12 protein-coding genes and 1 pseudogene are annotated in these 23,371 nt (G+C 70.5%); 11 read left to right on the top strand and 2 right to left on the bottom strand.

Annotated features, from left to right (window positions below):
- The first annotated feature begins 3 nt into the window (after nt 1-3).
- Nucleotides 4-1,065, top strand: a complete 1,062-nt coding sequence (locus tag AC5Y31_RS19380; protein WP_499982252.1) for a UDP-N-acetylmuramate dehydrogenase — start codon at nt 4-6, stop codon at nt 1,063-1,065.
- 60 nt (nt 1,066-1,125) lie between these two features.
- Nucleotides 1,126-2,427: a L,D-transpeptidase gene (locus tag AC5Y31_RS19375; RefSeq protein WP_499982250.1), complete on the top strand. Its 1,302-nt coding sequence runs from the start codon at nt 1,126-1,128 to the stop codon at nt 2,425-2,427.
- A 39-nt stretch (nt 2,428-2,466) separates the two neighbouring features.
- On the opposite strand, the gene AC5Y31_RS19370 is transcribed toward AC5Y31_RS19375, so the two are convergent.
- Complete coding sequence (locus AC5Y31_RS19370; RefSeq protein WP_065026571.1) at nt 2,467-3,228, bottom strand: SDR family NAD(P)-dependent oxidoreductase; 762 nt, start codon at nt 3,226-3,228, stop codon at nt 2,467-2,469.
- Between the two features lie 207 nt (nt 3,229-3,435).
- On the opposite strand from AC5Y31_RS19370, the gene AC5Y31_RS19365 reads away from it, so the two are divergent.
- From AC5Y31_RS19365 to AC5Y31_RS19325, 9 genes are all read left to right on the top strand, one after another.
- Nucleotides 3,436-4,719, top strand: a complete 1,284-nt coding sequence (locus AC5Y31_RS19365; protein ID WP_499982248.1) for an ROK family protein — start codon at nt 3,436-3,438, stop codon at nt 4,717-4,719.
- A gap of 22 nt (nt 4,720-4,741) precedes the next feature.
- Nucleotides 4,742-6,070 (top strand): D-inositol-3-phosphate glycosyltransferase, encoded by a 1,329-nt coding sequence (gene mshA, locus AC5Y31_RS19360; protein WP_499982247.1) that lies wholly within the window; start codon nt 4,742-4,744, stop codon nt 6,068-6,070.
- Nucleotides 6,067-6,579, top strand: a complete 513-nt coding sequence (locus AC5Y31_RS19355; RefSeq protein WP_499982246.1) for a type III secretion system chaperone family protein — start codon at nt 6,067-6,069, stop codon at nt 6,577-6,579. Before mshA ends, AC5Y31_RS19355 begins: the two co-directional genes overlap by 4 nt.
- A gap of 13 nt (nt 6,580-6,592) precedes the next feature.
- Nucleotides 6,593-7,342 carry a phosphoglyceromutase gene (locus AC5Y31_RS19350; RefSeq protein WP_499982244.1) on the top strand — a complete coding sequence of 250 codons (750 nt, stop codon included), beginning with the start codon at nt 6,593-6,595 and terminating at the stop codon, nt 7,340-7,342.
- 128 nt (nt 7,343-7,470) lie between these two features.
- On the top strand, nt 7,471-8,649 hold the full coding sequence (locus tag AC5Y31_RS19345) for an ATP-binding protein (RefSeq protein ID WP_301631735.1): 1,179 nt from the start codon (nt 7,471-7,473) through the stop codon (nt 8,647-8,649).
- Nucleotides 8,646-9,329, top strand: a complete 684-nt coding sequence (gene regX, locus AC5Y31_RS19340; protein ID WP_064854928.1) for a two-component sensory transduction protein RegX — start codon at nt 8,646-8,648, stop codon at nt 9,327-9,329. Before AC5Y31_RS19345 ends, regX begins: the two co-directional genes overlap by 4 nt.
- Before the next feature lie 170 nt (nt 9,330-9,499).
- Entirely contained in the window at nt 9,500-16,573 is a 7,074-nt protein-coding gene (locus AC5Y31_RS19335; protein WP_499982240.1) for an SDR family NAD(P)-dependent oxidoreductase, read from the top strand.
- Complete coding sequence (locus tag AC5Y31_RS19330; protein WP_499982238.1) at nt 16,570-21,942, top strand: amino acid adenylation domain-containing protein; 5,373 nt, start codon at nt 16,570-16,572, stop codon at nt 21,940-21,942. The genes AC5Y31_RS19335 and AC5Y31_RS19330 overlap by 4 nt, the downstream gene beginning before the upstream one ends.
- Before the next feature lie 5 nt (nt 21,943-21,947).
- Nucleotides 21,948-22,940, top strand: a complete 993-nt coding sequence (locus AC5Y31_RS19325) for an NAD-dependent epimerase/dehydratase family protein (RefSeq protein ID WP_499982236.1) — start codon at nt 21,948-21,950, stop codon at nt 22,938-22,940.
- 19 nt (nt 22,941-22,959) lie between these two features.
- Here AC5Y31_RS19325 and AC5Y31_RS19320 read toward each other — a convergent pair.
- Nucleotides 22,960-23,371 (bottom strand): annotated as a pseudogene (locus tag AC5Y31_RS19320) (HNH endonuclease); the annotation flags it as partial.

The raw sequence follows: 23,371 nt of genomic DNA, 5'->3' as shown, positions 1-23,371 counted from the left end.
GCCGTGGCGGGTTCCCAGTTCGCGGGCGCGCGTGTCGCCGAAGCGGTGCCGCTCGCACCGTTGACCACGCTGCGGGTCGGGCCGGTCGCGCAACGGGTCATCACCTGCGTCGACACCGAGCAGGTCGTGGCCACCCTGGGCGAACTCGACCGGGACGGGGTCCGCCCGTTGGTGCTGGCCGGTGGCTCCAACGTGGTGATCGCCGACGACCTGGCCGACCTGACCGTCGTGCTGCTGGCAGCAGAGCGCATCGAGATCGACGGCAACCTGCTGCGGGCCCAGGCCGGCGCGGTCTGGGACGACGTGGTCGCCCGCGCGGTCGCTGCGGGGCTGGGCGGGCTGGAGTGCCTGTCGGGGATTCCCGGCTCGGCCGGCGCGACCCCGGTACAGAACGTCGGGGCTTACGGCGCGGAGGTCGCCGACACGCTGACCCGAGTGCGGCTGTTGGACCGTCGCACCGGCACCGTGCGCTGGACCCCGGGTGCGGAGTTGGGCTTCGGCTATCGCACCAGCGTGCTCAAGCACTCGGATGCGGCGGTGGTGTTGGAGGTGGAATTCGCCCTGGACGCCGCCGGGCGCAGCGCGCCGCTGCGCTACGGCGAGCTGGCCACCGCGTTACAGGCCGCCGACGGCGACCGCGCCGACCCGGCAACCGTGCGTGCCGCGGTGCTGCGGCTGCGGGCGGCCAAGGGCATGGTGCTCGACGGGAGCGATCACGACACCTGGAGTGTGGGCTCGTTTTTCACCAATCCGGTGGTGCCACAAGATATTTACCAGAATATTGCGGATCGGGAGGGCGGTCCGGTCCCGCACTGGGATACCGCCGGCGGCGTGAAGCTGGCGGCCGGCTGGCTGGTGGAGCGGTCCGGCTTCGGCAAGGGTTATCCGGCCGATCGAGACGCCCGCTGCCGGTTATCGACCAAGCATGCGCTGGCGTTGACCAACCGGGGCGGCGCCAGCACCGCCGATGTGCTGGCCCTGGCGCGCACCGTGCGCGACGGGGTGCACGCGGCGTTCGGCATCACTTTGCACCCCGAGCCGGTGCTGGTCGGCTGCGCCCTGTAGCGCACCCGCGTAACCGGCATCACAGGTGGTCAGGCGGCCTGGCCGGTATCTTGGAATGCCGTGAACCTGAACCGGCGGAGGGCTCTGGCCGCGCTGGCGGCCGGGGCGCTGGCGCCGCAGGCGCTGGCCGGCTGTCTCAGCCGCGCCGGCACCAGTGCTGAGCAGGCATCGCCGGCCGCGCCCGCCCTGGACTTCCAGCCCCCGGCCGGCCAAACCGATGTGCTGCCCACCGCCGAAATCGGTGTGACGGTTTCCGACGGCTGGTTCCAGCGGGTGGCGCTGACCAGCCCGTCCGGCAAGGTGCTCAGCGGGACGTTCAACCGGGACCGCACCCGCTACACCGTCACCGAGCCGCTGGGCTACGACGCCGTCTACACCTGGAGCGGGTCGGTGGTGGGCCACGACGGCAACGCCGTCCCGGTCGCCGGCACCGTCACCACGGTGACGCCCAGCACCGTCATCGACGGTGGTTTTCAACTGGCCGATGGGCAGACGGTCGGTGTCGCCGCGCCGGTGATCCTGCAGTTCGACGCCCCGATCGCCGACAAGGCGGCCGTCGAGCGGGCCCTGACCGTCACCACCGAACCGCATGTGGAGGGCAGTTGGGCGTGGCTGCCCGACGAGGTGCAGGGCGCCCGGGTGCACTGGCGCAGCCGCGACTACTTCCCGGCCGGAACCACCGTCAGCATCGACGCCAAGCTGTACGGGCTGGCCTTCGGTGACGGCGCCTACGGAGCCCAGGACATGTCGCTGCAGTTCTCGATCGGGCGGCGCCAGGTGGTGAAGGCCGAGGTCTCCTCGCACCGCATCCAGGTGGTGCGCGACGAAGGCGTGATCATGGACTTTCCGTGCAGCTACGGCCAGGCCGACAAGGCGCGCAACATCACCCGCAACGGCGTCCACGTGGTCAGCGAGAAATACGCCGACTTCTACATGTCCAACCCGGCGGCGGGCTACAGCAACATCCACGAGCGCTGGGCGGTGCGCATCTCCAACAACGGCGAGTTCATCCACGCCAACCCGGCCAGCTCCGGCGCCCAGGGCAACACCAACGTCACCAACGGCTGCATCAACTTGTCCACCGACGACGCCGAGCAGTACTTCCACAGCGCGATCTACGGCGACCCGGTCGAGGTCACCGGCAGCTCGATCGAGCTGTCCTACGCCGACGGCGACATCTGGGACTGGGCGGTGGACTGGGACACCTGGCGGTCGATGTCGGCGCTGCAGGCGGATTCGTCGGGTCCCCCGTCACCGCGGACCTCGCTGCCCAGCACCGCGCCGGCCACCCCGACCGACGCACCGACCCTGTCGGGCACTCCCGAGACGCCGTCGCCGACCCCTAGTCGACCCGGCGGTTAGCGAGGCTCGACGAAGGAGAGACGAAGCTGGACCGCCGCATCAAACCCGGCGGTTAGCCCGCGTCGCAGAGGCCTGGTCGCGGGGGCGGATCACGATCTGGTCGAGGTCGACGTGCGGGGGCCGGGAGGCCACGAAGCCGATCACCTCGGCGATGTCGGTCGCGGTCAGCGGAGTCAGTCCGGCATAGACCGCGTCGGAGCGCTCGCGGTCACCGTCGAAGCGCACCAGTGAGAACTCGGTGTCCACCATGCCGGGGGCGATCTCGGTGAGCCGCACCGGTTTTCCCAACAGCTCACCGCGCAGCGTGCGGTGCAGCGCGCTCTGGGCGTGCTTGGCCGAGGTGTAACCGGCTCCGCCGTCATAGATTTCGAACGCCGCGATCGAGGTCACGGTGACGACCAGGCCGTCGCCGGAGGCGATCAGCTTCGGCAGCAGTGCACGGGTCACCTGCAGGGTGCCCAGCACATTGGTCTCCCACATCCACCGCCAGTGCTCGAGGTCGGCATCGCCGACCGGGGCCAGCCCCTTGGCGCCGCCGGCATTGTTGACCAGCACATTGATCGAGCCCGAGACCTGGTCGCAGGCGTCGGCCAGCGCGGCGACCGCGGACGCCTCTGTGACGTCCGCCACTACCGCGGTGCCACCGATCTCTTGTGCCAGTGCGGCGATGCGGTCGGCGCGGCGGGCCACGGCGATCACGTGGAAGCCTTGCCCGGCAAGGGTTCTCGCGGTCGCCTCGCCGATACCCGAGCTGGCGCCGGTGACCACCGCGACCCGCTTTTGTCCTGCAGGTGTCGTCATCGCCCCAACCTTAGTGACCGTGATACATTTCTCCGTTATGTACCGCAGTCCCCGCTACCTGTCAGCGGTGTGTCTTGTCGCCACCGGCGCGTGTTGTTGCGCCTGTTGTCGCGCCTGACCTGCTGCGAGTAGCGCTCCTTTGAAAGAGCCCGCCGGGTCGCAGGTGTAGCCAGCCCCCTTTCGGACTCTTCCTAGACAGGACCCAGCGTGACCACCACCTCTCTCCCCACCCACATCGCCACCCGCCGAACCGCCCGGACCCGCTCACATCCGCGCGTGGTGCCGCCGGCCCTGCAGCTGCCCGACACCGCCGGCGCCGCGGTTTTCTCCGCCATTCGCCAGCACGGCCCGATCGCTCGCGAGACCATCGCCGGCGCCACCTCGCTGAGCGTCGCCACGGTCAACCGGCAGGTCAGCGCGCTGCTGCAAGCCGGATTGCTGCTGGAGCGCGCCGACCTGGCGACCTCCGGCGCGATCGGACGGCCGCGCCGGCCGGTGGTGGTCAACCACGAGCCGTTTCTGGCGCTGGGCCTGCACATCGGGGCGAAGACCACCAGCATCGTGGCCACCGATCTGCTCGGCCGCACCCTCGACGTCGTCGAGACTCCGACCCCGGCCAACGGGGCCGCACCGGCGCTGGCGTCGCTGGCCGCCAGCGCGCGCCGCTACCTGACCCGCTGGCAGAAACGCCGGGCGCTGTGGGTCGGGGTGGCGACCGGTGGGGCGGTGGACGGCACCACCGGCTACGTCGACCACCCCCGGCTGGGCTGGACGGCCGCTCCGGTCGGGCCGGTGCTGGCCGAGGAGCTGCGCCTGCCGGTGTCGGTGGCCTCCCACGTCGACGCGATGGCCGGCGCCGAACTGTTGCTGGGGGTGCGGCGGCCGACGGCGACCAGCTCCACCAGCCTCTACATCTACGCCCGGGAGACCGTCGGCTACGCCCTGGTGATCGGCGGCCGGGTGCACAGCCCCGCCAGCGGTCCCGGCACCATCGCCGGCCTGCCGGTGTCCTCGGAGCTGCTCGGTGGCTCCGGACAGCTGGAATCCACCGTCAGCGACGAGGCGGTGCTGGCCGCGGCACGCCGGCTGCGGATCCTGCCCGACGGCAACAGTGCGGCCTCGGCCGCGGTGACCGGCCTGGTGCTCAAGGCCCGGGCCGGTGACCTGCGGGCGGCGGCGCTGCTGACCGAGCGAGCCCGGGCCCTCGGCGAAGCCGTGGCGCTGCTGCGCGACGTGCTCAACCCCGACGACCTGGTGGTCGGCGGCCAGGGGTTCACCGAATACCCGGAGGGCATGGTCGAGGTGGAGCGGGCATTCACGGAACGCTCGGTGCTGGCCGGCCGCAGCCTGCGGGTCACCACGTTCGGTAACCGGGTCCAGGAAGCCGGCGCCGGAACGGTGTCACTCGGCGGGCTCTACGCGGATCCCGTCGGAGCGATGCGCCGCTCCCGCGGGTCGGTCGCCCGGGCGGTCCCGGAAGCGTCGGCCTGACCGGAGCTGTAAAGATGACGGGGTGGGGAGTGGCGTCGGATCCGGTGTGCGCCGGGTAGCGGTGCTGTCGGTTCACACCTCGCCGCTGGCGCAACCCGGCACCGGCGATGCCGGCGGAATGAACGTCTACGTGCTGCAGAGCGCGCTGCACCTGGCCCGCCGCGGGGTGGCCGTGGAGGTCTTCACCCGCGCCACCTCGTCGGCCGATCCGCCGGTGGCCCACGTCGCACCCGGCGTGCTGGTGCGCAACGTGGTGGCCGGCCCGTTCGAAGGCCTGGACAAGAACGATCTGCCCACCCAGCTATGTGCCTTCGCCGCCGGGGTGCTGCGCGCCGAGGCGGCCCACGAACCGGGCTATTACGACGTCGTGCATTCGCACTACTGGCTCTCCGGCCAGGTCGGCTGGCTGGCCGCGGACCGCTGGGCGGTGCCGCTGGTGCACACCGCGCACACCTTGGCCGGGGTCAAGAACGCCGCCCTGGCCGCCGGTGACGCCCCGGAACCGCCGCTGCGCACGGTCGGCGAGCAACAGGTCGTCGACGAGGCGGACCGATTGATCGTCAACACCGACGACGAGGCGCAGCAACTCGTCGCGCTGCACGGGGCCGACCCGGCTCGCATCGACGTGGCGCATCCGGGCGTCGACCTGGAGGTCTTCCGCCCAGGCGACAAGCAGCAGGCGCGGGCCGCGCTGGGGTTGTCGCCCGACGAGCCGGTCGTGGCCTTCGTCGGCCGCATTCAGCCGCTCAAGGCACCCGACATCCTGCTGCGCGCGGTGGCCAAGCTTCCCGGGGTGCGGGTGGTCGTGGCCGGTGGGCCGTCGGGCAGCAGCGGGCTGGCCGCGCCGGGCGGCCTGGTTCGGCTGGCCGGCGAACTGGGTATCAGCGACCGGGTGACGTTCTTGCCGCCGCAGTCCCGCGAGGATCTGGCCACCCTGTTCCGGGCCGCCGATCTGGTGGCGGTGCCCAGCTACTCCGAATCGTTCGGACTGGTGGCCCTGGAGGCGCAGGCCTGCGGCACGCCGGTGGTCGCCGCGGCCGTCGGCGGGCTGCCGGTGGCGGTGCGGGACGGGGTGACCGGGGGACTGGTTGCCGGGCACGGCATCGAGGCGTGGGCGACCGCGATCGACGACTTGCTGCGGCTGGGGTCCGGGCCTCGCGGCTGGGCGATGCGCCGGGACGCCGCCGCCCACGCGGCGACGTTCTCCTGGGAGCGCACCGTGGATGCCCAGCTGGCCAGCTACACCAGCGCCATCGACGACTTCGCCGCGGCGCGCGGTGAGCGGATGCGGGTGGTCGGGTCGCCGCGGCGGCCCCGGCGCTGGCCGGCGCGACGGGGGGCGCGGGCGTGAACCCCGACGATGTCCGTCAGCTCATCGAGGACACCCTCAAGGCGGCCGAGCTGACCTACTCGGAGTTCCCGGGCGCGCATGGCGGGCTGCCGGGACTGGTCGTCGAACTGCCCGGCGAGCGCAAGCTCAAGACCAACACCATGCTCAGCGTCGGGGAGCACTCGGTGCGCGTCGAGGCGTTCGTCTGCCGCAAGCCCGACGAGAACCACGCCGGCGTTTACCGGTTTCTGCTCAAACGCAACCGCCGGCTCTACGGGGTGGCCTACACCCTCGACAATGTCGGCGACATCTACCTCATCGGCCGGATGGCGCTGGCCTCGGTGACCGCCGAGGAGATCGACCGGGTGCTCGGGCAGGTGCTCGAAGCCGTCGACTTCGACTTCAACACGTTGCTGGAGTTGGGATTTGCCTCCTCCATTCAGAAGGAATGGGAGTGGCGGGTGTCCACCGGGCAGTCGCTGAAGAACCTGCAGGCGTTCGAGCATTTGATTGACAAGGACGACGACTGAGACACTGACGCCCATGTCTGAGACTGCCACGCTGGTGCTGTTGCGCCACGGAGAGAGCGAATGGAACGCCAGCAACCAGTTCACCGGCTGGATGGACGTCAACCTGACCGACAAGGGCCGCACCGAGGCAATCCGCTCCGGCCAGCTGCTCGTCGAGCACGGCCTGCTGCCGGACGTGGCCTACACCTCGCTGCTGCGCCGGGCGATCACCACCGCGAACCTGGCCTTGGACGCCGCCGACCGGCACTGGATCCCGGTGCACCGCACCTGGCGGCTCAACGAACGCCACTACGGCGCCCTGCAGGGCCTGGACAAGGCCGCCACCAAGGCCCGCTACGGCGACGACCAGTTCATGACGTGGCGGCGTAGCTACGACACCCCGCCGCCGCCGATCGAGGCCGGCAGTCGCTACAGTCAGGACACCGACGCCCGCTACGCCGACATCGGCGGCGGCCCGCTGACCGAGTGCCTGGCCGACGTGGTGGCGCGCTTCCTGCCGTACTACACCGACGTTGTCATCCCGGACCTGCGGTGCGGCAAGACGGTGCTGATCGCTGCGCACGGCAACTCCTTGCGGGCGCTGGTGAAGTACCTGGACGGGATGTCCGATGACGAGGTCGTCGGGTTGAACATCCCCACCGGTATCCCGCTGCGCTACGACCTGGACGCCGATCTGCGTCCGACGGTCGCCGGCGGCATTTACCTGGACCCCGATGCGGCCGCCGCCGGGGCCGCCGCGGTGGCCAGTCAGGGCGCCAAGTAGCCGCAGTGCGCCGCCAGTGTGAATGACCGGTAGAAATCGGGTGAAATCTTCCCCCTGAATTCACATTCGGCGCACGTCGTGGTCGACCGCTGGTCGGATACGGCGCTCGAACTGCGTACGATTTTGCCGTGGCTGCGACTTCGGCGCTGACGCTCGCTGCGGTGTCGGCACTGCCGGCCCTGGCGGCGGGGGTGGCGGCCGGTATCTGGCTCTCGCCCCGGCTGGCCGAGCGGCGCCGGCGGGTGGTCACCGAACGCGCCGGCATCACCGTCTCCCAGATGCTGCAGCGGATCGTGGCGCACGCATCGCTGGGGATCGCCGTCGTCGACACCCACCGCGACGTGGTCTACCTCAACGATCGCGCCTCCGAGTTGGGGTTGGTGCACGGCCGGCTGCTCGACGACGGCGCCTGGGCGGCCGCGCAGCGGGCACTGGCCGGTGAAGAGGAGGTCGTGTTCGACCTCTCGGCGGCCAAGCGCGCTACCGGGGCGATCCGGTCGGACTTGTCGGCGGTGCGCGGGTACGCCCGGTTGCTGTCGGAAGAGGATCGCCGGTTCGCGGTGGTGATCGTCGACGACCAGTCCGAACAGGCCCGGATGGAGGCCAGCCGGCGCGACTTCGTGGCCAATGTCAGCCACGAGCTCAAAACTCCGGTCGGGGCGATGGGACTGCTCGCCGAGGCGCTGCTGGCCTCCGCCGACGACCCCGAGGCGGTACGCCCGTTCGCCGAGAAGGTACTGGTCGAGGCGAATCGGCTGGCCAGCATGATCGGGGAGCTGATCGAGCTGTCCCGGCTGCAGGGCGCCGATCCGCTGCCGGATTTGGGCGCCGTCGATGTCGACAGTGTGGTCAACGAGGCGATCTCCCGGCACAAGGTGGCCGCCGACAACGCGGAGATCACCATCACCACCGACGCCCCCAGTGGCTTTCGGGTGCTCGGCGACGAGCCGCTGCTGGTCACCGCGCTGGCTAACCTGGTGTCGAACGCGATCGCCTACTCGCCGCACGGCTCACCGGTGTCGATCAGCCGGCGCAGCCGGGACGGCTTCATCGAGATCGCCGTCACCGACCGCGGCATCGGAATCGCACGCAAGGACCAGCAGCGGGTCTTCGAGCGGTTCTTCCGCAGCGACAAGGCGCGCTCGCGGGCCACCGGCGGCAGCGGGCTCGGGTTGGCGATCGTCAAGCATGTGGCGGCCAACCACAACGGCACCATCACGCTGTGGAGCCAGCCGGGCACCGGTTCGACGTTCACCTTGGCTATTCCCGCCTACGGCAGTGTGGACCACGAGAAGGAGGAGCGTTGACACACGTGTTGATCGTTGAGGACGAGGAGTCGTTGGCCGACCCGCTGGCGTTTTTGCTGCGCAAGGAGGGGTTCGAGGCGACCGTGGTCACCGACGGAAGCGCGGCGCTGGCCGAGTTCGACCGGGCGGGCGCCGACATCGTGCTGCTGGACCTGATGCTTCCGGGAATGTCGGGCACCGACGTCTGCAAGGCGCTGCGGGCCCGCTCCAGCGTGCCGGTGATTATGGTCACTGCTCGCGACAGCGAGATCGACAAGGTGGTCGGCCTGGAACTGGGGGCCGACGACTATGTGACCAAGCCCTACTCGGCCCGCGAACTGATCGCCCGGATCCGCGCGGTGCTGCGCCGTGGCGGTGACGACGAGGGCGGCGTCGGGGAGGGCGTACTGGAATCCGGCCCGGTGCGCATGGACGTCGAACGGCACGTCGTCATGGTCAACGGCGAGCAGATCACCCTGCCGCTCAAGGAATTCGACCTGCTCGAATACCTGATGCGCAACACCGGCCGGGTGCTCACCCGCGGTCAGTTGATCGACCGGGTCTGGGGCGCGGATTACGTCGGCGACACCAAGACGTTGGATGTCCACGTAAAACGACTGCGGTCCAAGATCGAGGCCGACCCCGCCAACCCTGTGCACCTGGTTACCGTGCGCGGTCTCGGATACAAGCTGGAGGGCTGAACCCGCTCCCGCTGCTTGATTGGGTGACCTAACTTGCCCGTGCGGTCGTCGTCGCCGAAAATCACGGAATTGACGTCCGCGTTCTTAAGGTAACCTTAATGAAGGCTACCTGCAGAATGCTGGGCCCAATCTAAAGCCAATTTTCGTTAGTCATACGGGAGACGCGATCGATGAGCGGGCCGGACCACACGGTGCACACCCTACGCACGCTGGTGGACCTGCTGATCCAGCGTGCCGGGCAGCGTGGCGACCAGCCGGCGTTCACCTTCTCCCGGGACGGCGACGAGCGCGAGACCAGCCGGGTGACCTACCGGGAGCTGGACCTGCGCGCCCGCCAGATTGCCGCCGAACTGCAGAGCCAGGGCGCCGGCGGCGAACGGGTGCTGGTGTTGTGCCCGCCCGGGCTGGACTTCATCGCCAGCTTCTTCGGCTGCGTCTACGCCGGCGCCATCGCGATCCCGGTGCACCCACCGATGCGCGAGCACCTGGTCGGCCGCGTCGAGTCGATCATCGCCGATGTCGACCCCGGCTTCGCACTCACCACCGCCGAGATCGAGCCCAGGATCAAGCCCGCGATCGATGCGCTGCCGGGCGGTCAGGCGCTGCGGTGGTCCCTCACCGACATCAACGAGGCCGCTGGCCGCGAGGCGGCCTGGGTGCCGCCGCAGATCGACGGCGACACCGTCGCGATGCTGCAGTACACCTCCGGGTCGACCAGCGCGCCGAAGGGCGTCGTGCTGACCCACGGAAACCTGGTGCACAACCTGGACACCATCTTGCAGGCCTGGGGCGATCGGATCGATGGGCCGGTGCGAGGTGTGTTCTGGCTGCCGCCCTATCACGACATGGGGCTGATCGGCGGCCTGCTCTCGACGCTCAACGCCAGCGGCCATTCGCTGCTGATGCCGCCGAGCGCATTCATCAAACGGCCGATGCGGTGGCTGGAGGCGATCACCCGGCACCGCGGCACGATCACCGCGGCCCCCAATTTCGCCTACGACATGTGCATCGAGCTCAGCAGTCCGCAGGAGCGCGCGGCCCTGGACCTGTCCCATTGGGCGACGGCCATGTGCGGCGCCGAACCGGTGCGCGCCGCGACGTTGGACAGTTTCGTCGAGGCGTTCGCTCCGGCCGGCTTCCGGCGCGAGGCGTTCCTGCCGGTGTACGGCTTGGCCGAGGGCACCTTGCTGGTCTCCGGCGGGTCGGACTCGGCGGTGCCGGTCGCCCGCCAGATCGACCGCATCGCGCTGGGCGACAGCAGGGTCGTCGACGTCGCCGCAGGCGACCCCAACGCGGCGACACTGATCGGCTGTGGCAAACCGCCGGGCGGCCAGCGGGTGGTGATCGTTGACCCCGAGACCCGTCGTGAATGCGCGGGCGACCGGGTCGGCGAGATCTGGGTGGCCGGCGGCAGCGTCGCGCACGGCTATTGGAGAGCACCTCAGCTGTCCGCCGAGACGTTCGCCGCGACCCTGTCCAACAGCGGTGAGGGCCCGTTCCTGCGCACCGGAGACCTGGGCTTCCTGCATTCCGGGGAGCTGTTCGTCACCGGCCGCCGCAAAGACCTGATCATCATCCGGGGCACCAACCATTACCCCAACGACATCGAGCTGACCGTTCAGAACACCAACCCGGCGCTGCTGCGCGGCCGCGGCGCGGTGTTCTCGATCGCCCCCGAACCGGGCGCGGCCGAGCAACTCGTCGTGGTGCAGGAGGTCGACCCGAGCCGATTGAGCGGGGACGCGGCCGACGAGGCGATGCAGGTCATCCGCACCGCGGTCACCGAGAACCACACGGTTCGCACCCACGCCGTCGTGCTGGTGCAGCCCCTGCAGCTGCCGACGACCTCCAGCGGCAAGATTCAGCGCAGCGCCTGCAAGCAGCGCTACCTGGACGGCGCGCTGCCGGTGGTCGCGCAGTGGCCGGCCGCCGCTGCCGAACCGCCGGCGCCGGCCGAGCCCGAACCTGCCCCCGCGGCCAGGGCCGAGGGCGGGGAGCGCGGCGCGGCCGAGATCAGCGCGTGGCTCGTCGACCGGTTGTCCCAGGAGCTCGAGCTGCCCGCCGCCGAGGTCGACCCGGCCAAGCCGTTCGCCTTCTACGGCCTGGACTCCATCCACGCCGTGCGCCTGTCGACCGCCCTGGAGCAGTTCCTGGGCTGCGAGCTGGCCCCGACCATCGCCTACGAATACCCGTCGATCGACATCCTGTCGCAGCACCTGGCGCGGGTCGCGACGGAGGCCCCGGCCGATCAGGCCGCCGAAAACACAGCACGGCCCGCCGCCGACGAGCCGATCGCGATCGTCGGCATCGGCTGCCGCTTCCCGGGCGCCGACGGCCCCGACGACTTCTGGCGGCTGCTGTCCGGCGGGGTCGACGCCACCAGCGAGGTCCCCGCCGACCGCTGGGATGTCGACGCGTTCTACAGCCCCGACCCGTCGGTGCCGGGCACTGCGGTCACCCGCCGCGGCGGCTTCCTGGGCCAGGTCGACCAGTTCGACTTCCAGTTCTTCGGCATCTCGCCGCGCGAGTCGGCGCAGATGGATCCCCAGCAGCGGCTGCTGCTCGAGGTGGCGTGGGAGGCCCTCGAAGACGCCGGTCAGGTGCCGGACGCCCTGGTCGGCAGCCGCACCGGGGTGTTCGTCGGCATCTCCACCAACGACTATGGCTTCCTGCGGCTGGGCCAGCCCCAGCTCGTCGACGCCTACACCGGCACCGGCAACGCGCTGAGCATCGCCGCCAACCGGCTGTCCTACACCTTCGACTTCCACGGGCCGAGCCTGTCGGTCGACACCGCCTGCTCGTCGTCGTTGGTCGCCGTCGACCTGGCGTGCCGCAGCCTGCGCGCCGGTGAGTGCTCCATGGCGCTGGCCGCCGGGGTGAACGTGATCTTGTCGCCGGCCCTGGCGATCAACTTTTCCAAGGCCCGGGTGATGGCGCCGGACGGCCGGTGCAAGACGTTCGACGCCGACGCCGACGGTTACGTGCGCGGCGAGGGCGCCGGCGTGGTGGTGCTCAAGCCGCTGAGTAAGGCGCTGGAGGACAACGACCCGATCTCCGCGGTGATCCGCGGCAGCGCCACCAACTCCGACGGCCGCACCAACGGCCTGATCGCGCCCAGCGGACGGGCCCAGGAGCGTGTGGTCACCGAGGCGTTCCGCCGGGCCGGTCTGCCGGCCGGTGCGGTCCAGTACATCGAGGCGCACGGCACCGGAACGTCGATCGGCGATGCCATCGAGGCCAACGCGCTGGGCACGGTGCTGGCCGAGGGCCGTCCGCAGGGCAGTCGCTGCCTGGTGGGCTCGGTCAAGACCAACATCGGCCACCTGGAGGCGGCCGCCGGCATCGCCGGCCTGATCAAGGTGGCGCTGTCGCTGCAGCACCGGGCCATCCCGGCCAGCCTGAACTACACCGCGCCCAACCCGCACATCGGCTTCGACCGGCTGCCGCTGGAGGTGGTGCAGACCTTGACGCCGTGGCCGGCGGGCAGCCGCGCCGTCGCCGGGGTCAGCTCGTTCGGCTTCGGCGGCACCAACGCCCACGTCGTGCTCACCGAGGCCCCGCAGGTCCGTAGCAGCCATCACGACGACTTCGCGCCGGGGCGCGCCGAGCTGCTGGCGCTCTCGGCCCGGTCGCCGGAGGCCTTGGCCGCGCTGGTCGGCGAGTACGAGATGGCGCTGTTCTCTAGCGGTCTCGCGACCGCAGGCTCACTGTCCGACCTCTGCTACACCGCCGGTGCGCGCCGCGGCCACCACGACTACCGGCTCGCGGTCGTCGGTAACTCCCCGGCGGCGCTGTTCGAGTCGTTGTCGGCCTACCGCCTGGGCGAATCACGGCCGGGATTGTCGGTCGGGCATTGCGCCCCCAGCCGGCCCGGGCCGGGCGTGACGTTCGTCTTCTCCGGTCAGGGCTCGCAGTGGCACGGCATGGCCCAGCGGTTGCAGGCCGACGAGCCGGTCTTCGCCGACGCCCTGGCCGCCTGCGACAACGCGCTGCACCCGCACCTGGGGCACTCGATCCTCAAGGAACTGGCCAAGCCGCAGGAGCAGTCCACGCTCACCGACATCGGCATCCTGCAGCCCACGATCTTCGCGATTCAGGTGGCCCTGGCGGCGCTGTGGCGGTCCTGGGGCGTCGAGCCGGCCGCGGTGGTCGGCCACAGCCTCGGCGAGGCCGCCGCCGCCCACGTCGCCGGAGCGCTCAGCCTGGAGGACGCCGCGCGGGTGATCTGCGCCCGGGCCCGCATGCTGCGCGGAGTGCGCGGCCGCGGGGCGATGATGGTCACCGAGACCACCATGGCCGAAGCGCAGGAACTCATCGCCGGTCACGAGCGCCAGGTCGCCATCGCCGCCAGCAACAGCCACCGGTCGACGGTGCTGGCCGGTGAGCGCACGGTGCTCGAAGAGCTCATGGCCACGCTGACGCAGCGCGACCGGTTCTGCCGCTGGATCGAGGTCGACGTCGCCTCGCACAGCCCGCAGATGGAGGCCCTCGGCGCGGGACTGCGCGGCAGTCTGGTCAAGCTGAAGCCGACCGCGCCGACGGTGCCGCTGTACTCCACGGTCACCGGGGAGCTGGTGGGCGACAAGCCGCTCGACGCCGACTACTGGGTGGCCAACCTGTGCTCGCCGGTGCGGTTCTCGGCCGCGCTGCGACGGCTGCTGGAGACCGGGCACGACACCTTCGTTGAGCTCAGCCCGCACCCGATCCTGCTGACGGCGGCCCGCGAAGACGTTGAAGACATGAGGCGCACCTGCACCCTATTGCCGTCGATGCGCCGCGACGACGAGGGCCGCTCGACCATGCTCGGCTCGCTGGGCACCCTCTACACCCTCGGACACCCGGTGGCCTGGGAGCAGATCTACCCCGAGGGCAGTCGCTGTGTGCCCGCCCCCACTTACCCCTGGCAGCGGGTGCACTCCTGGTTGGACGCCGGCTCCATCGCGGCGCCCCGCAGCGCAGGTGCGCCCGGCGGCTGGCGCGGGCCGATCCGGTCGGCCACCCAGAACGCGGTGCTGGCCGAGATCGACGTGACCACCGGGGCACTGTCTGCCGAGCAGCTCGGTGAGCTGGCCAGCCAGGCGGTCGAGGTGGCCTTCGGCCCGGGTAGCCGGTCGATCGGTGCGCTGAACTTGCGCGGCGCTCCGGCCGAGGCGCGCACCGTGCAGTTCGCCCTGACCGACGACACGTTCGAGTGCTACGGCAGCGCGGCCGGCGGGGAGTGGACACTGCTGGCCACCGGCAGCCTCGTCGCCGGACAATCCGGCGCGCCGGCCATCACCACCGCCCCCGCGGACCCGGCCGACCGCAGCTACCAGGTGCGCTGGCAACCCGCGTCGATCGCCGCCGACGGCGAGGGCCGCTCCGGCGAACCCGGCAGCTGGCTCATCCTGGCCGACGGCCCGGTGGCCGACACGCTGCGCGATCACCTCGAGGCGCAGGCCCAATCCTGTGTGCTGGTGGAACCGGTCGTCGGGCTCACCGCGATCGAACGGGTGACCGCCGACAGCTACCGCATCGACCCGGGCCGGCCCGAACACTTCGGCGAGTTGCTGCGCGCGGCGTTCGGCGGCGACCGGCCGCCGTGCCGCGGGGTGCTGCACCTGTGGAACCTGCTGGACGCAGCGCCGGCCGACACCACCCTGGAATCGCTGGAGACGGCGACGACGGTCGGGACCCTGAGCGTCGTTCATCTGATTCAGGCGCTGACGCTGGCCGACTGGCCGGAATCGCCGCGGCTGTGGCTGGTGACCCGCGGGGCGCAGCCGGCCGGTGACAACGATTCCGCCGCGCTGTCGATCGGGCAGGCCCCGGTCTGGGGGCTGGGCCGCAGCATCGACCACGAGCACCCGGAGCTGCGCGTCACTGGCGTCGACCTGTCCGCCGGCGGCGGCCCCGAAGAGTTGCGGGCGCTGTTCACCGAGGTTTGGTCGGACGATCGCGAGGCCGATGTGGCGCTGCGCGGCCACCGGCGCTATGTGGCACGGCTGGAGCCTTATCAGCAGGCCTACGAGCAGCCGGGTGAGTTTGCGCTTCGCGAGGACGCCAGCTACCTGGTCACCGGCGGCCTCGGCGCGGTCGGCGGCGAGGTGGCCGGCTGGCTGGTCGAGCGCGGGGCGCGGCATCTGGTGCTGATGGGCCGCCGCGCGCCGTCAGCTGCGACGGAGGCGACGCTGGATGCGCTGCGTGCGGCCGGTGCCGAGGTGACGGTCGCCCAGGGCGACGTCACCAAGGCCGAGGACGTCGCCGCGGTGCTCGCCGGCGTCGGCGCGTCAATGCCGCCGCTGCGCGGTGTGGTGCATGCCGCCGGCACCGTCGACGACGCGATCCTGGCCCGCCTGGACGCCGCCCAGCTGCGCGAGGTGATGGCGCCGAAGGTGCAGGGCGCCTGGAACCTGCACACGCTGACCGCCGATGCGCCGCTGGATTTCTTCGTGCTGTTCTCCTCGGCCGCCTCCGTACTGGGTTCGCCCGGAGCCGCCAACTACGGTGCCGCCAACGCCTTCCTGGACGCCCTGGCCTGGCACCGCCGCGCCGCCGGGCGGCCCGCGCTCAGCGTCAACTTCGGCCCGTGGGCCGGGCTGGGCATGTTCACCAACTCCGAGCTGCACCGCCACTTCTCGCACTACGGCGTCGAAGGCATGTCGGCGCAGGACTACTTCACCGCGCTGGCCGGCCTGCTGGGCGGCACAGTCGCGCCGCAGGCCATGGTGCTCGACATCGACTGGGCGCGGTGGCGTCCCAGCGCGCAGTCACCGTTGCTGGGGGACCTGCAGGTCTCCGGCGAGGCGGCGATCGGAAGCGGTCTGTTCGAGGCGGTGCAAGCCGCGGATGCCCAGGAACGCCAGCGGCTGCTGGAGACCTACCTGCGCGATCTGGTCGCCGGCAAGCTGGGCCTGGCCCCGGCCGGCCTAAACATGGCGGCGCCGCTGAACAGCCTTGGGGTGGACTCGCTGATCACCCTGGAACTTCGCATTCAGGTGGAGCGCGAACTCGGAATCGTCGTTCCGGTGGCCCGGCTGCTGGATGGGCCGAGTGTAGTCAGCCTGTCGGGCTGGCTCAATGAGCAGTTGGCGGCCGCCGGCGAGGCCCGGCCGGAGCAGGCCGCAGCGCCCAGCGCCGCCGAGCCCGCGCCGGAGATGGACCTGCTGTCGCAGGTGTCCGACCTCTCCGACGACGCGGTGGATGCGCTGCTGGCGAAGATGCTCGCCGACGGCGAGCATGCCAAGGATGGGGGTAGCCCATGACGGACCAACCCGAGGCGCCCATCGACATCGCCAGCCTGTCACCGGAGGAAAAACGCGAACTGCTGGCGCAGTTGCTGGCCGCCAAAGCCCGGAACGCGGCGTCTGAACACGAGTTGTCCTACGGACAGCGCTCAATGTGGTTCGTGCACCGGCTGTCTCCCGACAGTGCCGCCTACACCGTCGCCTACGCGGGACGCATCCGCGCCGGGCTCGACGTGCCGGCCCTCGAGCGGGCCGCCCAAGCCCTGGTGGACCGGCACCCGATGCTGCGCACCACCTACACCGAGCGGGACGGCCAGCCGGTCGGGCTGGTCCACCCGCACTGGCCGATGCGGATCGCCACCCATCGCATCGGTACGGACGCGGCCGAGCTCGAGGAGTGGATCCAGACCGAGACCGACCGGCCGTTCGACTTGAGCACCGGCCCGGTAATACGGCTGACCCTGCTGCAGCGTCCCGACGATTACGTGCTGTTGCTGACCGTGCACCACATCGCCGTCGACTTCTGGTCCATCGACGTCATCCTCGACGAACTGCCTGCGTTGTACGCCGCCGAGCACGGCGCCGGGCTGCCCGAGGGGCCGCCCGCCGACCGGTATGTCGACTACGCCGCGAAACAGAACCGGATGCTGGCCGGGCCCGACGGCGAGCGGCTCTGGGAGTACTGGCGCGACGCGCTGGGCGGTGAGCTGCCGACGTTGGCGTTGCCCACCGACCGGCCACGGCCGGCCGTGCAGACCTACGCCGGTGCGCTGCACCGGTTCAGCGTCGACGCGCAGGTCACCGCCGGGTTGAAGCAGGTGGCGCGGACCGTCGGGGCGACGCCCTACATGACCCTGCTGGCCGCCTACGCGGTGCTGCTGCACCGCTACAGCGGCCAGGACGACCTGATCATCGGCTCGCCGTTCGCCTGCCGTGACCGGTCCGGCCTGATGGGCATGGTCGGCTACGTCACCAACCCGCTGCCGCTGCGCGTCGACGTGAGCGAAGACCCGAGTTTCGTTGCGCTGCTGGGCCGGATCAAAAACACCGTGCTGGGCGCCATCGGCCACCAGGAATACCCGCTGCCGCTGCTGGTCGAGCGTCTGCGGCCGGTCCGCGACGCCGGACGCACCCCACTGTTCCAGGTGTCGTTCGCCTGGCAGCAGGTCCGGCTGTTTGAGGAAGCGGAGGCCAGTGCCGGCTCCGCCGGATCGGAGTCTGACGGCACGCTGCCCCTGGAAACCCTGCACATCGGCCAGGGCGGCTCGCCGTTCGACATCACCATGCAGGTCGGCGAGCACGACGACCAGCTGCAGCTCGCGCTGCAGTACAACACCGATCTGTTCGACGCCGACACCATGACCGCGATGGCGCAGCACTTCGCCATGCTGCTGGCCGGGCTGGTGGAGCCGGGCGCCGCCGACGCTCCGGTGTCGCAGCTGCCGATGCTCACCGACGTCGAACGGGCAAAGCTACAGTCCTGGAACGAAACCCAGGTCGACTACCCGGATGCCCCGGCCCTCCTGCACGAGATGGTCGCCGCCGCCGCTGCGCGCACACCCGACGCCGTCGCGGTGAGCTACGACGGCCGCGAGCTCAGCTACGGCGAGCTCGACCGGCGGGCCAACGGCCTGGCGCACCGGCTGCGTCAGCTCGGCGTCGGCGCCGGCAACGGGACCGACGTGGTGCCGGTGCTGCTGGAGCGTTCCGAAGACCTGGTGATCGCACTGCTCGGTGTGCTCAAGGCCGGCGGTGTCTTCCTGCCGCTGGATCCGGCCCAGCCCGCCCGGCGCATGGAGGCGATGCTGGCCGACGTTCCGGACGCGCCGGTCTGCGTCACCCACCGCCAGCACCTGGCCGGTGTGCCAACGGATTTCACCGGCGCCCGGCTGTGTCTGGACCAGTCTTCGGCGTTGCCCGCAGAGCAGGAGTCGGCTCCCGAAGTGAGCGGCGTCGACCTGGCCTACCTGATGTACACCTCCGGTTCCACCGGTGCGCCCAAGGGGGCACTGAACAGCCACGCCGGCATCCGCAACCGGCTGCTGTGGATGCAGGACGCCTACCGGCTGACCGCCGACGACCGAGTGCTGCACAAGACTCCGATCAACTTCGACCCCTTCGTCTGGGAGATCTTCTGGCCGCTGATCGTTGGCGCCCGGGTCGTGATCGCCAAACCGGAGGGTCACAAGGACGCCGGCTACCTGGCCCGTACCATCGTCGACGAGCGCGTAACCACAATGCATTTCGTGCCGTCGATGCTCCGCCGTTTCTTAGCTGAACCCGGGGCGGCGTCCTGCACCGAGCTGCGCCGGGTGTTCTGCAGCGGGGAGGCGCTCACCGGCGACCTGCGCGACGCGTTCTTCGAGACGCTGCCCGCCGAACTCTACAACCTTTACGGCCCGACCGAGGCCGCCATCGACGTCACCCATTTCCACTGCCGGCGTGGGGTAACCGAACCGATCATCCCGATCGGGCGACCGATCGCCAACATCGCGATCCACCTGTTGGACGCCGCGGGAACCCCGGTTCCGGTGGGGGTGCCCGGCGAGCTGTACATCGGCGGGGTCGGCGTGGCCCGCGGCTACCTGAACCGGCCAGAGGCCACCGCCGCCGCGTTCGGCGCCGACCCGTTTAGCTCTGAACCTGGCGCTCTGCTCTACCGCACCGGCGACCTGGCCCGCTACCGCCCGGACGGCAACATCGAGTACCTGGGCCGCCGCGACGACCAGGTGAAGATCAACGGTTTCCGCATCGAGCTCGGCGAGGTGGAGGCCGCGCTGGCCAAGCACCCCGGCATCGCCGAATGCGCTGTGGTGGCCCGTAAAGACGCCGCCGGCAACACCGCGCTGATCGCGCATATCGTGCCGGTCGCCGCAGCGCCCGGCACCGCGGAGCTGCGCCGCTTCCTGCTGGAACTGGTGCCGGCGGCGATGGTGCCCGCGGTGTTCCGCAGCACGGACCTGCTTCCGCTGTCGCCCAGTGGCAAGGTGGACCGCCGGGCGTTGCTGGCCATCGATGCGGATCTCGACGCCGCGCCGAAAGAGTTCGTGGCACCGCGCAACCGCACCGAAGAGACGCTGGCCGGGATCTGGCGCGAGGTGCTCGACGTGGAGCGCGTCGGCGTCACCGACGACTTCTTCGCGCTCGGCGGGGCTTCCACCCAGGCCCTGGAGGTCGCGGTGCGGGTCGGCGAGCTCGGCATGGAGCTGCGCCCGGAGTCGCTGTTCGTCTACGGCACCATCGCCGAGCTGGCCGAAGAATTCGGCCCGATCGGTTACGACACCACCGCCGCAGCGCCGCAAGCCCCCGCTGTTGAGCAGCCGGCACCGCCGAAACCCGTTGCGGCGCTGGTGATCAAGCCGGTGCAGGCCGGCCCGGCTCGCAACGTCGTGATCGAAAGCCTCGGGGTGTACCTGCCGCCGCGGGCGGTCTCCACTGAGCAGGTGCTGGCCGACTGCGTCAACGAGGTGAAGATCCCGCTGGAGCGCCTCACCGGTATCAAGAACCGGCGGATGGCCGGCGTCGACGAGTTCTCGATCGACTTGGGCCGCAAGGCGATCGGCGACTGCCTGTCCCGGTCGAGCTACGCCCCCGAAGAGATCGACCTGGTCATCGCGTGCAACATCTCCCGGTGCGACGGCCCGGAGCACATGTTCACCTTCGAACCCAGCACCGCCTCCCAGTTGCGGGATCAGCTGGGCCTGACCAACGCGGTGTGTTTCGACATCAACAACGCCTGCGCGGGCATGTTCACCGGCGTCAGCGTGGCCCAGGACTTCCTCAAGACTCACCTGGTGCGCAACGCCCTGGTGGTCAGCGGCGAGTACATCAGCCACATCACCGAAACCGCGCAACAGGAGATCGAGAACGCGATGGATCCGCGGCTGGCCTGCCTGACCGTTGGTGATGCCGGCGCGGCGGTGGTGCTCGAACTCGGACCCAATGACCGGGTCGGCTTCCACGACCTCGATCTGGCCACCTACAGCGAATTCGCCAAGTTGTGCATCGCCAAGGCCACCGAGGGCCCGCACGGAGGCGCCATCATGGTCACCGACTCGGTCACCCAGACCGCGATCGCGGTGAAGCACTCGGTGCCCTACGTCGCGGCGGTGATGCAGCGCCACGGCTGGCGGCCCGAGACGGCCGATCAGCTGCTGATGCACCAGACCTCCGAGGCGTCGATCAACGACGCCATCTTGACCATCAACCGGGTGTTCGGGGCGGGCGCGGCCAGCCGGGCCAACACGATCTGCAACCTGGCCGAACGCGGTAACACCGCCACCACAACGCATTTCGTCGCGCTGTATGACTACATCAACGCGGGCCGGATCAACTCCGGCGACAACGTGGTGTTGTCGATCACCGGCTCCGGGCAGACCATCGGCACCGCGCTGTACACCTTCGACGACCTGCCCGACCGGATGCGACGGGCCGCCAACGGTCAGCCCGCCCGTGCCGGGCGGTCCGCCCCCGGCCGCCGGGAGTTGCCGGCGACACCGCGGGTGCGGATCGACGGTGTCGGTATCGCCTCGGATGGCCAGGACCCGCCGAGTTCTATCGCGTTCGCGGTGGACGCCGCTCGGGCTTGCCTGGACGACAGCGGTGTCGACGGGTCCCAGGTCGGCCTGGTGATCCACACCGGCATCTACCGTGACGACTTCCTCAGCGAACCGGCGGTCGCCACCCTGGTGGCCGGCGAGGTCGGGATCAACGCCGAGCCGGAGTCCGCGGACGCTCCCAAGACTTTCGCGTTCGACATCCTCAACGGCGCGGTTGGTTTCCTCAACGGCTGCCACGTCGCCGCCGGCATGATCGGCGCCGGCCGCACCGGCCACGCCATGGTGCTGGCCTCCGAGGTGGAGAACAACACTCCGGACAGTGGCTACCCGCGCACCGGCATCGCCGAGACCGGGTCGGCGATTATGCTGAGCCCCAGCCACGGCCCGGAAGGCTTCGGCCGCTTCGTCTTCGAACACCACCCGGAGTACCGCGGGGCGCTGGCGACCCACACCCAGGAGCGCGACGGCCGGATGTGGCTGCGGGTGGACCGCGACCCGAACCTGGCGGCGATCTATGTGAGCTGCCTGCCGTCGGCGGTCAAGCAGCTGCTGGCCCTGGAGACCCTGGGGCCCGAAGACATCGCGCTGGTGTTGCCGCCGCAGCTGCCCGGTGCCGCTCTCGACGAGCTGGCCGCGGGCATCGGCGTGCACCGGTCGCGGTTCGTCGACCCGGATGCGCAGGGCTGGACCACTGACCCGTTCACCTCGACCCTGCCCTATCAGATCGCCGACGTTCGGCGGCGCGGGCTGGTCAAGCCGGGTGAGGTCGCGCTGATCATGGCCGTCGGTTCCGGCGTCGAAGTCGGCTGCACCACCTACCGGTTCTGAACTCGATGCGCGCATTGGTCACCGGGGGAACCGGATTCGTCGGCTCGAACCTGGTATCCGCATTGCTCGACCGCGGCATCGAGGTGCGGGTGCTGCGGCGCTCGACGTCGCCGATGGCCGCACTCGAAGGTTTGGACTGCGAGACCCGGGTCGGCGACGTGCTCGACGGTGTCGAGGTGCTCACCGCGGCGATGGCCGGCTGCGACTGGGTGTTCCACACCGCGGCGGTGTCGGACTACTGGCGTCACCGGACCCAGACCCGGCTGTACCGCACCAACGTCGACGGCACCCGCGACATGGCGGAGGCCGCCCGGCGGGCCGGCGTCAAGCGGTTCGTCTACACCAGTTCGATTGCTGCCCTGGGTATTCCACCGCGCGGGCATGAGCTGGTGGAGACCGACGAGTTCAACATCCGCCCCCGCCGGTTCCCCTACGGCCACAGCAAGCACCTGGCCGAGGCCGCACTGCGCGACGCTGTCGCGGCGGGCCTGCCGGCGGTGATCGTCAACCCGTCGGTGGTCATCGGCCCGCGTGACGTCAACCGCATCGCCAGCGCGATGATCGTCGAGGCGCAGCGCGGCCGGTTGCGGGTCGCCGCGCCGGGTGGCACCAACTTCGTCTCGGTCGAGGACGTGGTGGCCGGCCACGTCGCCGCCGCCGAGCGAGGCCGGGTCGGCGAGCGCTACATCCTCGGCGGGGAGAACCTATTGTTCGGTGAGGCGTTCGCCATCGCCAACGAGGTCACCGGCCAGCGGGGCCCCTCGATCGTGTTGCCGCGCTGGACGATACCGGTGGCGGCGGCCGGCATCAGCGTTGCCCGTGCGGTGGTGGGGCCGCGACTGCCGATCGGCGCCCACCAGATGCGACTCTCGGCGGCGGAGATCTTCGCCAACTCCACCAAGGCCCGCGAGGAACTGCGCCTGCCGTTCACCTCGTTCCGCACCGCACTGCGCGACGCCTACCACTGGTACCGCGACAACGGCTACCTCGCCCGCTGACCAACCGGCGGCAGCGTCGTCATCCGGCTTCCGCCCAGTCGTCGTCGAAGAGGTGTCGTTGGGCGAGGCCTTCGACGGCCACGGCTTCGTAGGCGGCCTCGTCGAACAATGGGTCGTCGAATACCGGGTCATCGCGCGGTGGCCATTCGTCGTCGGGTGGTGGTTGCTCATCGGGCGGATCACCGGGTGACCGGCGGCGGTGGTAGTCGATGACGGCTTCGATGAAGTGGAAGGGATTCACCCGGGGCTGGCCGTGGTCGAGTTTCGGTGGGGGAATCCATTCGACCCGGCCGGTCTCACCGAGCCGGGTGACCCAGCCCTGCTCGCTGGCCATCCGATTATCCGGCGCACACGCCAGCGCGAGGGAGTCGATATCGGTTTGGCCGTTGTTCGCCCAATCGTGTTCCAGATGGTGCGCCTGGGACAGATAG

Source organism: Mycobacterium sp. NGS18 (assembly GCF_059813185.1).
Note: the sequence above shows the minus strand (reverse complement) of the source record. Positions and strands in the feature narration are given on the sequence as shown.

Bases quoted from the DNA above. Each gene is read 5' to 3' on its own strand.
- AC5Y31_RS19370 (WP_065026571.1), bottom strand. From the start codon at position 3,228: ATGACGACACCTGCAGGACAAAAGCGGGTCGCGGTGGTCACCGGCGCC.
- AC5Y31_RS19350 (WP_499982244.1), top strand. From the start codon at position 6,593: ATGTCTGAGACTGCCACGCTGGTGCTGTTGCGCCACGGAGAGAGCGAA.
- AC5Y31_RS19335 (WP_499982240.1), top strand. From the start codon at position 9,500: ATGAGCGGGCCGGACCACACGGTGCACACCCTACGCACGCTGGTGGAC.
- AC5Y31_RS19330 (WP_499982238.1), top strand. From the start codon at position 16,570: ATGACGGACCAACCCGAGGCGCCCATCGACATCGCCAGCCTGTCACCG.
- AC5Y31_RS19325 (WP_499982236.1), top strand. From the start codon at position 21,948: ATGCGCGCATTGGTCACCGGGGGAACCGGATTCGTCGGCTCGAACCTG.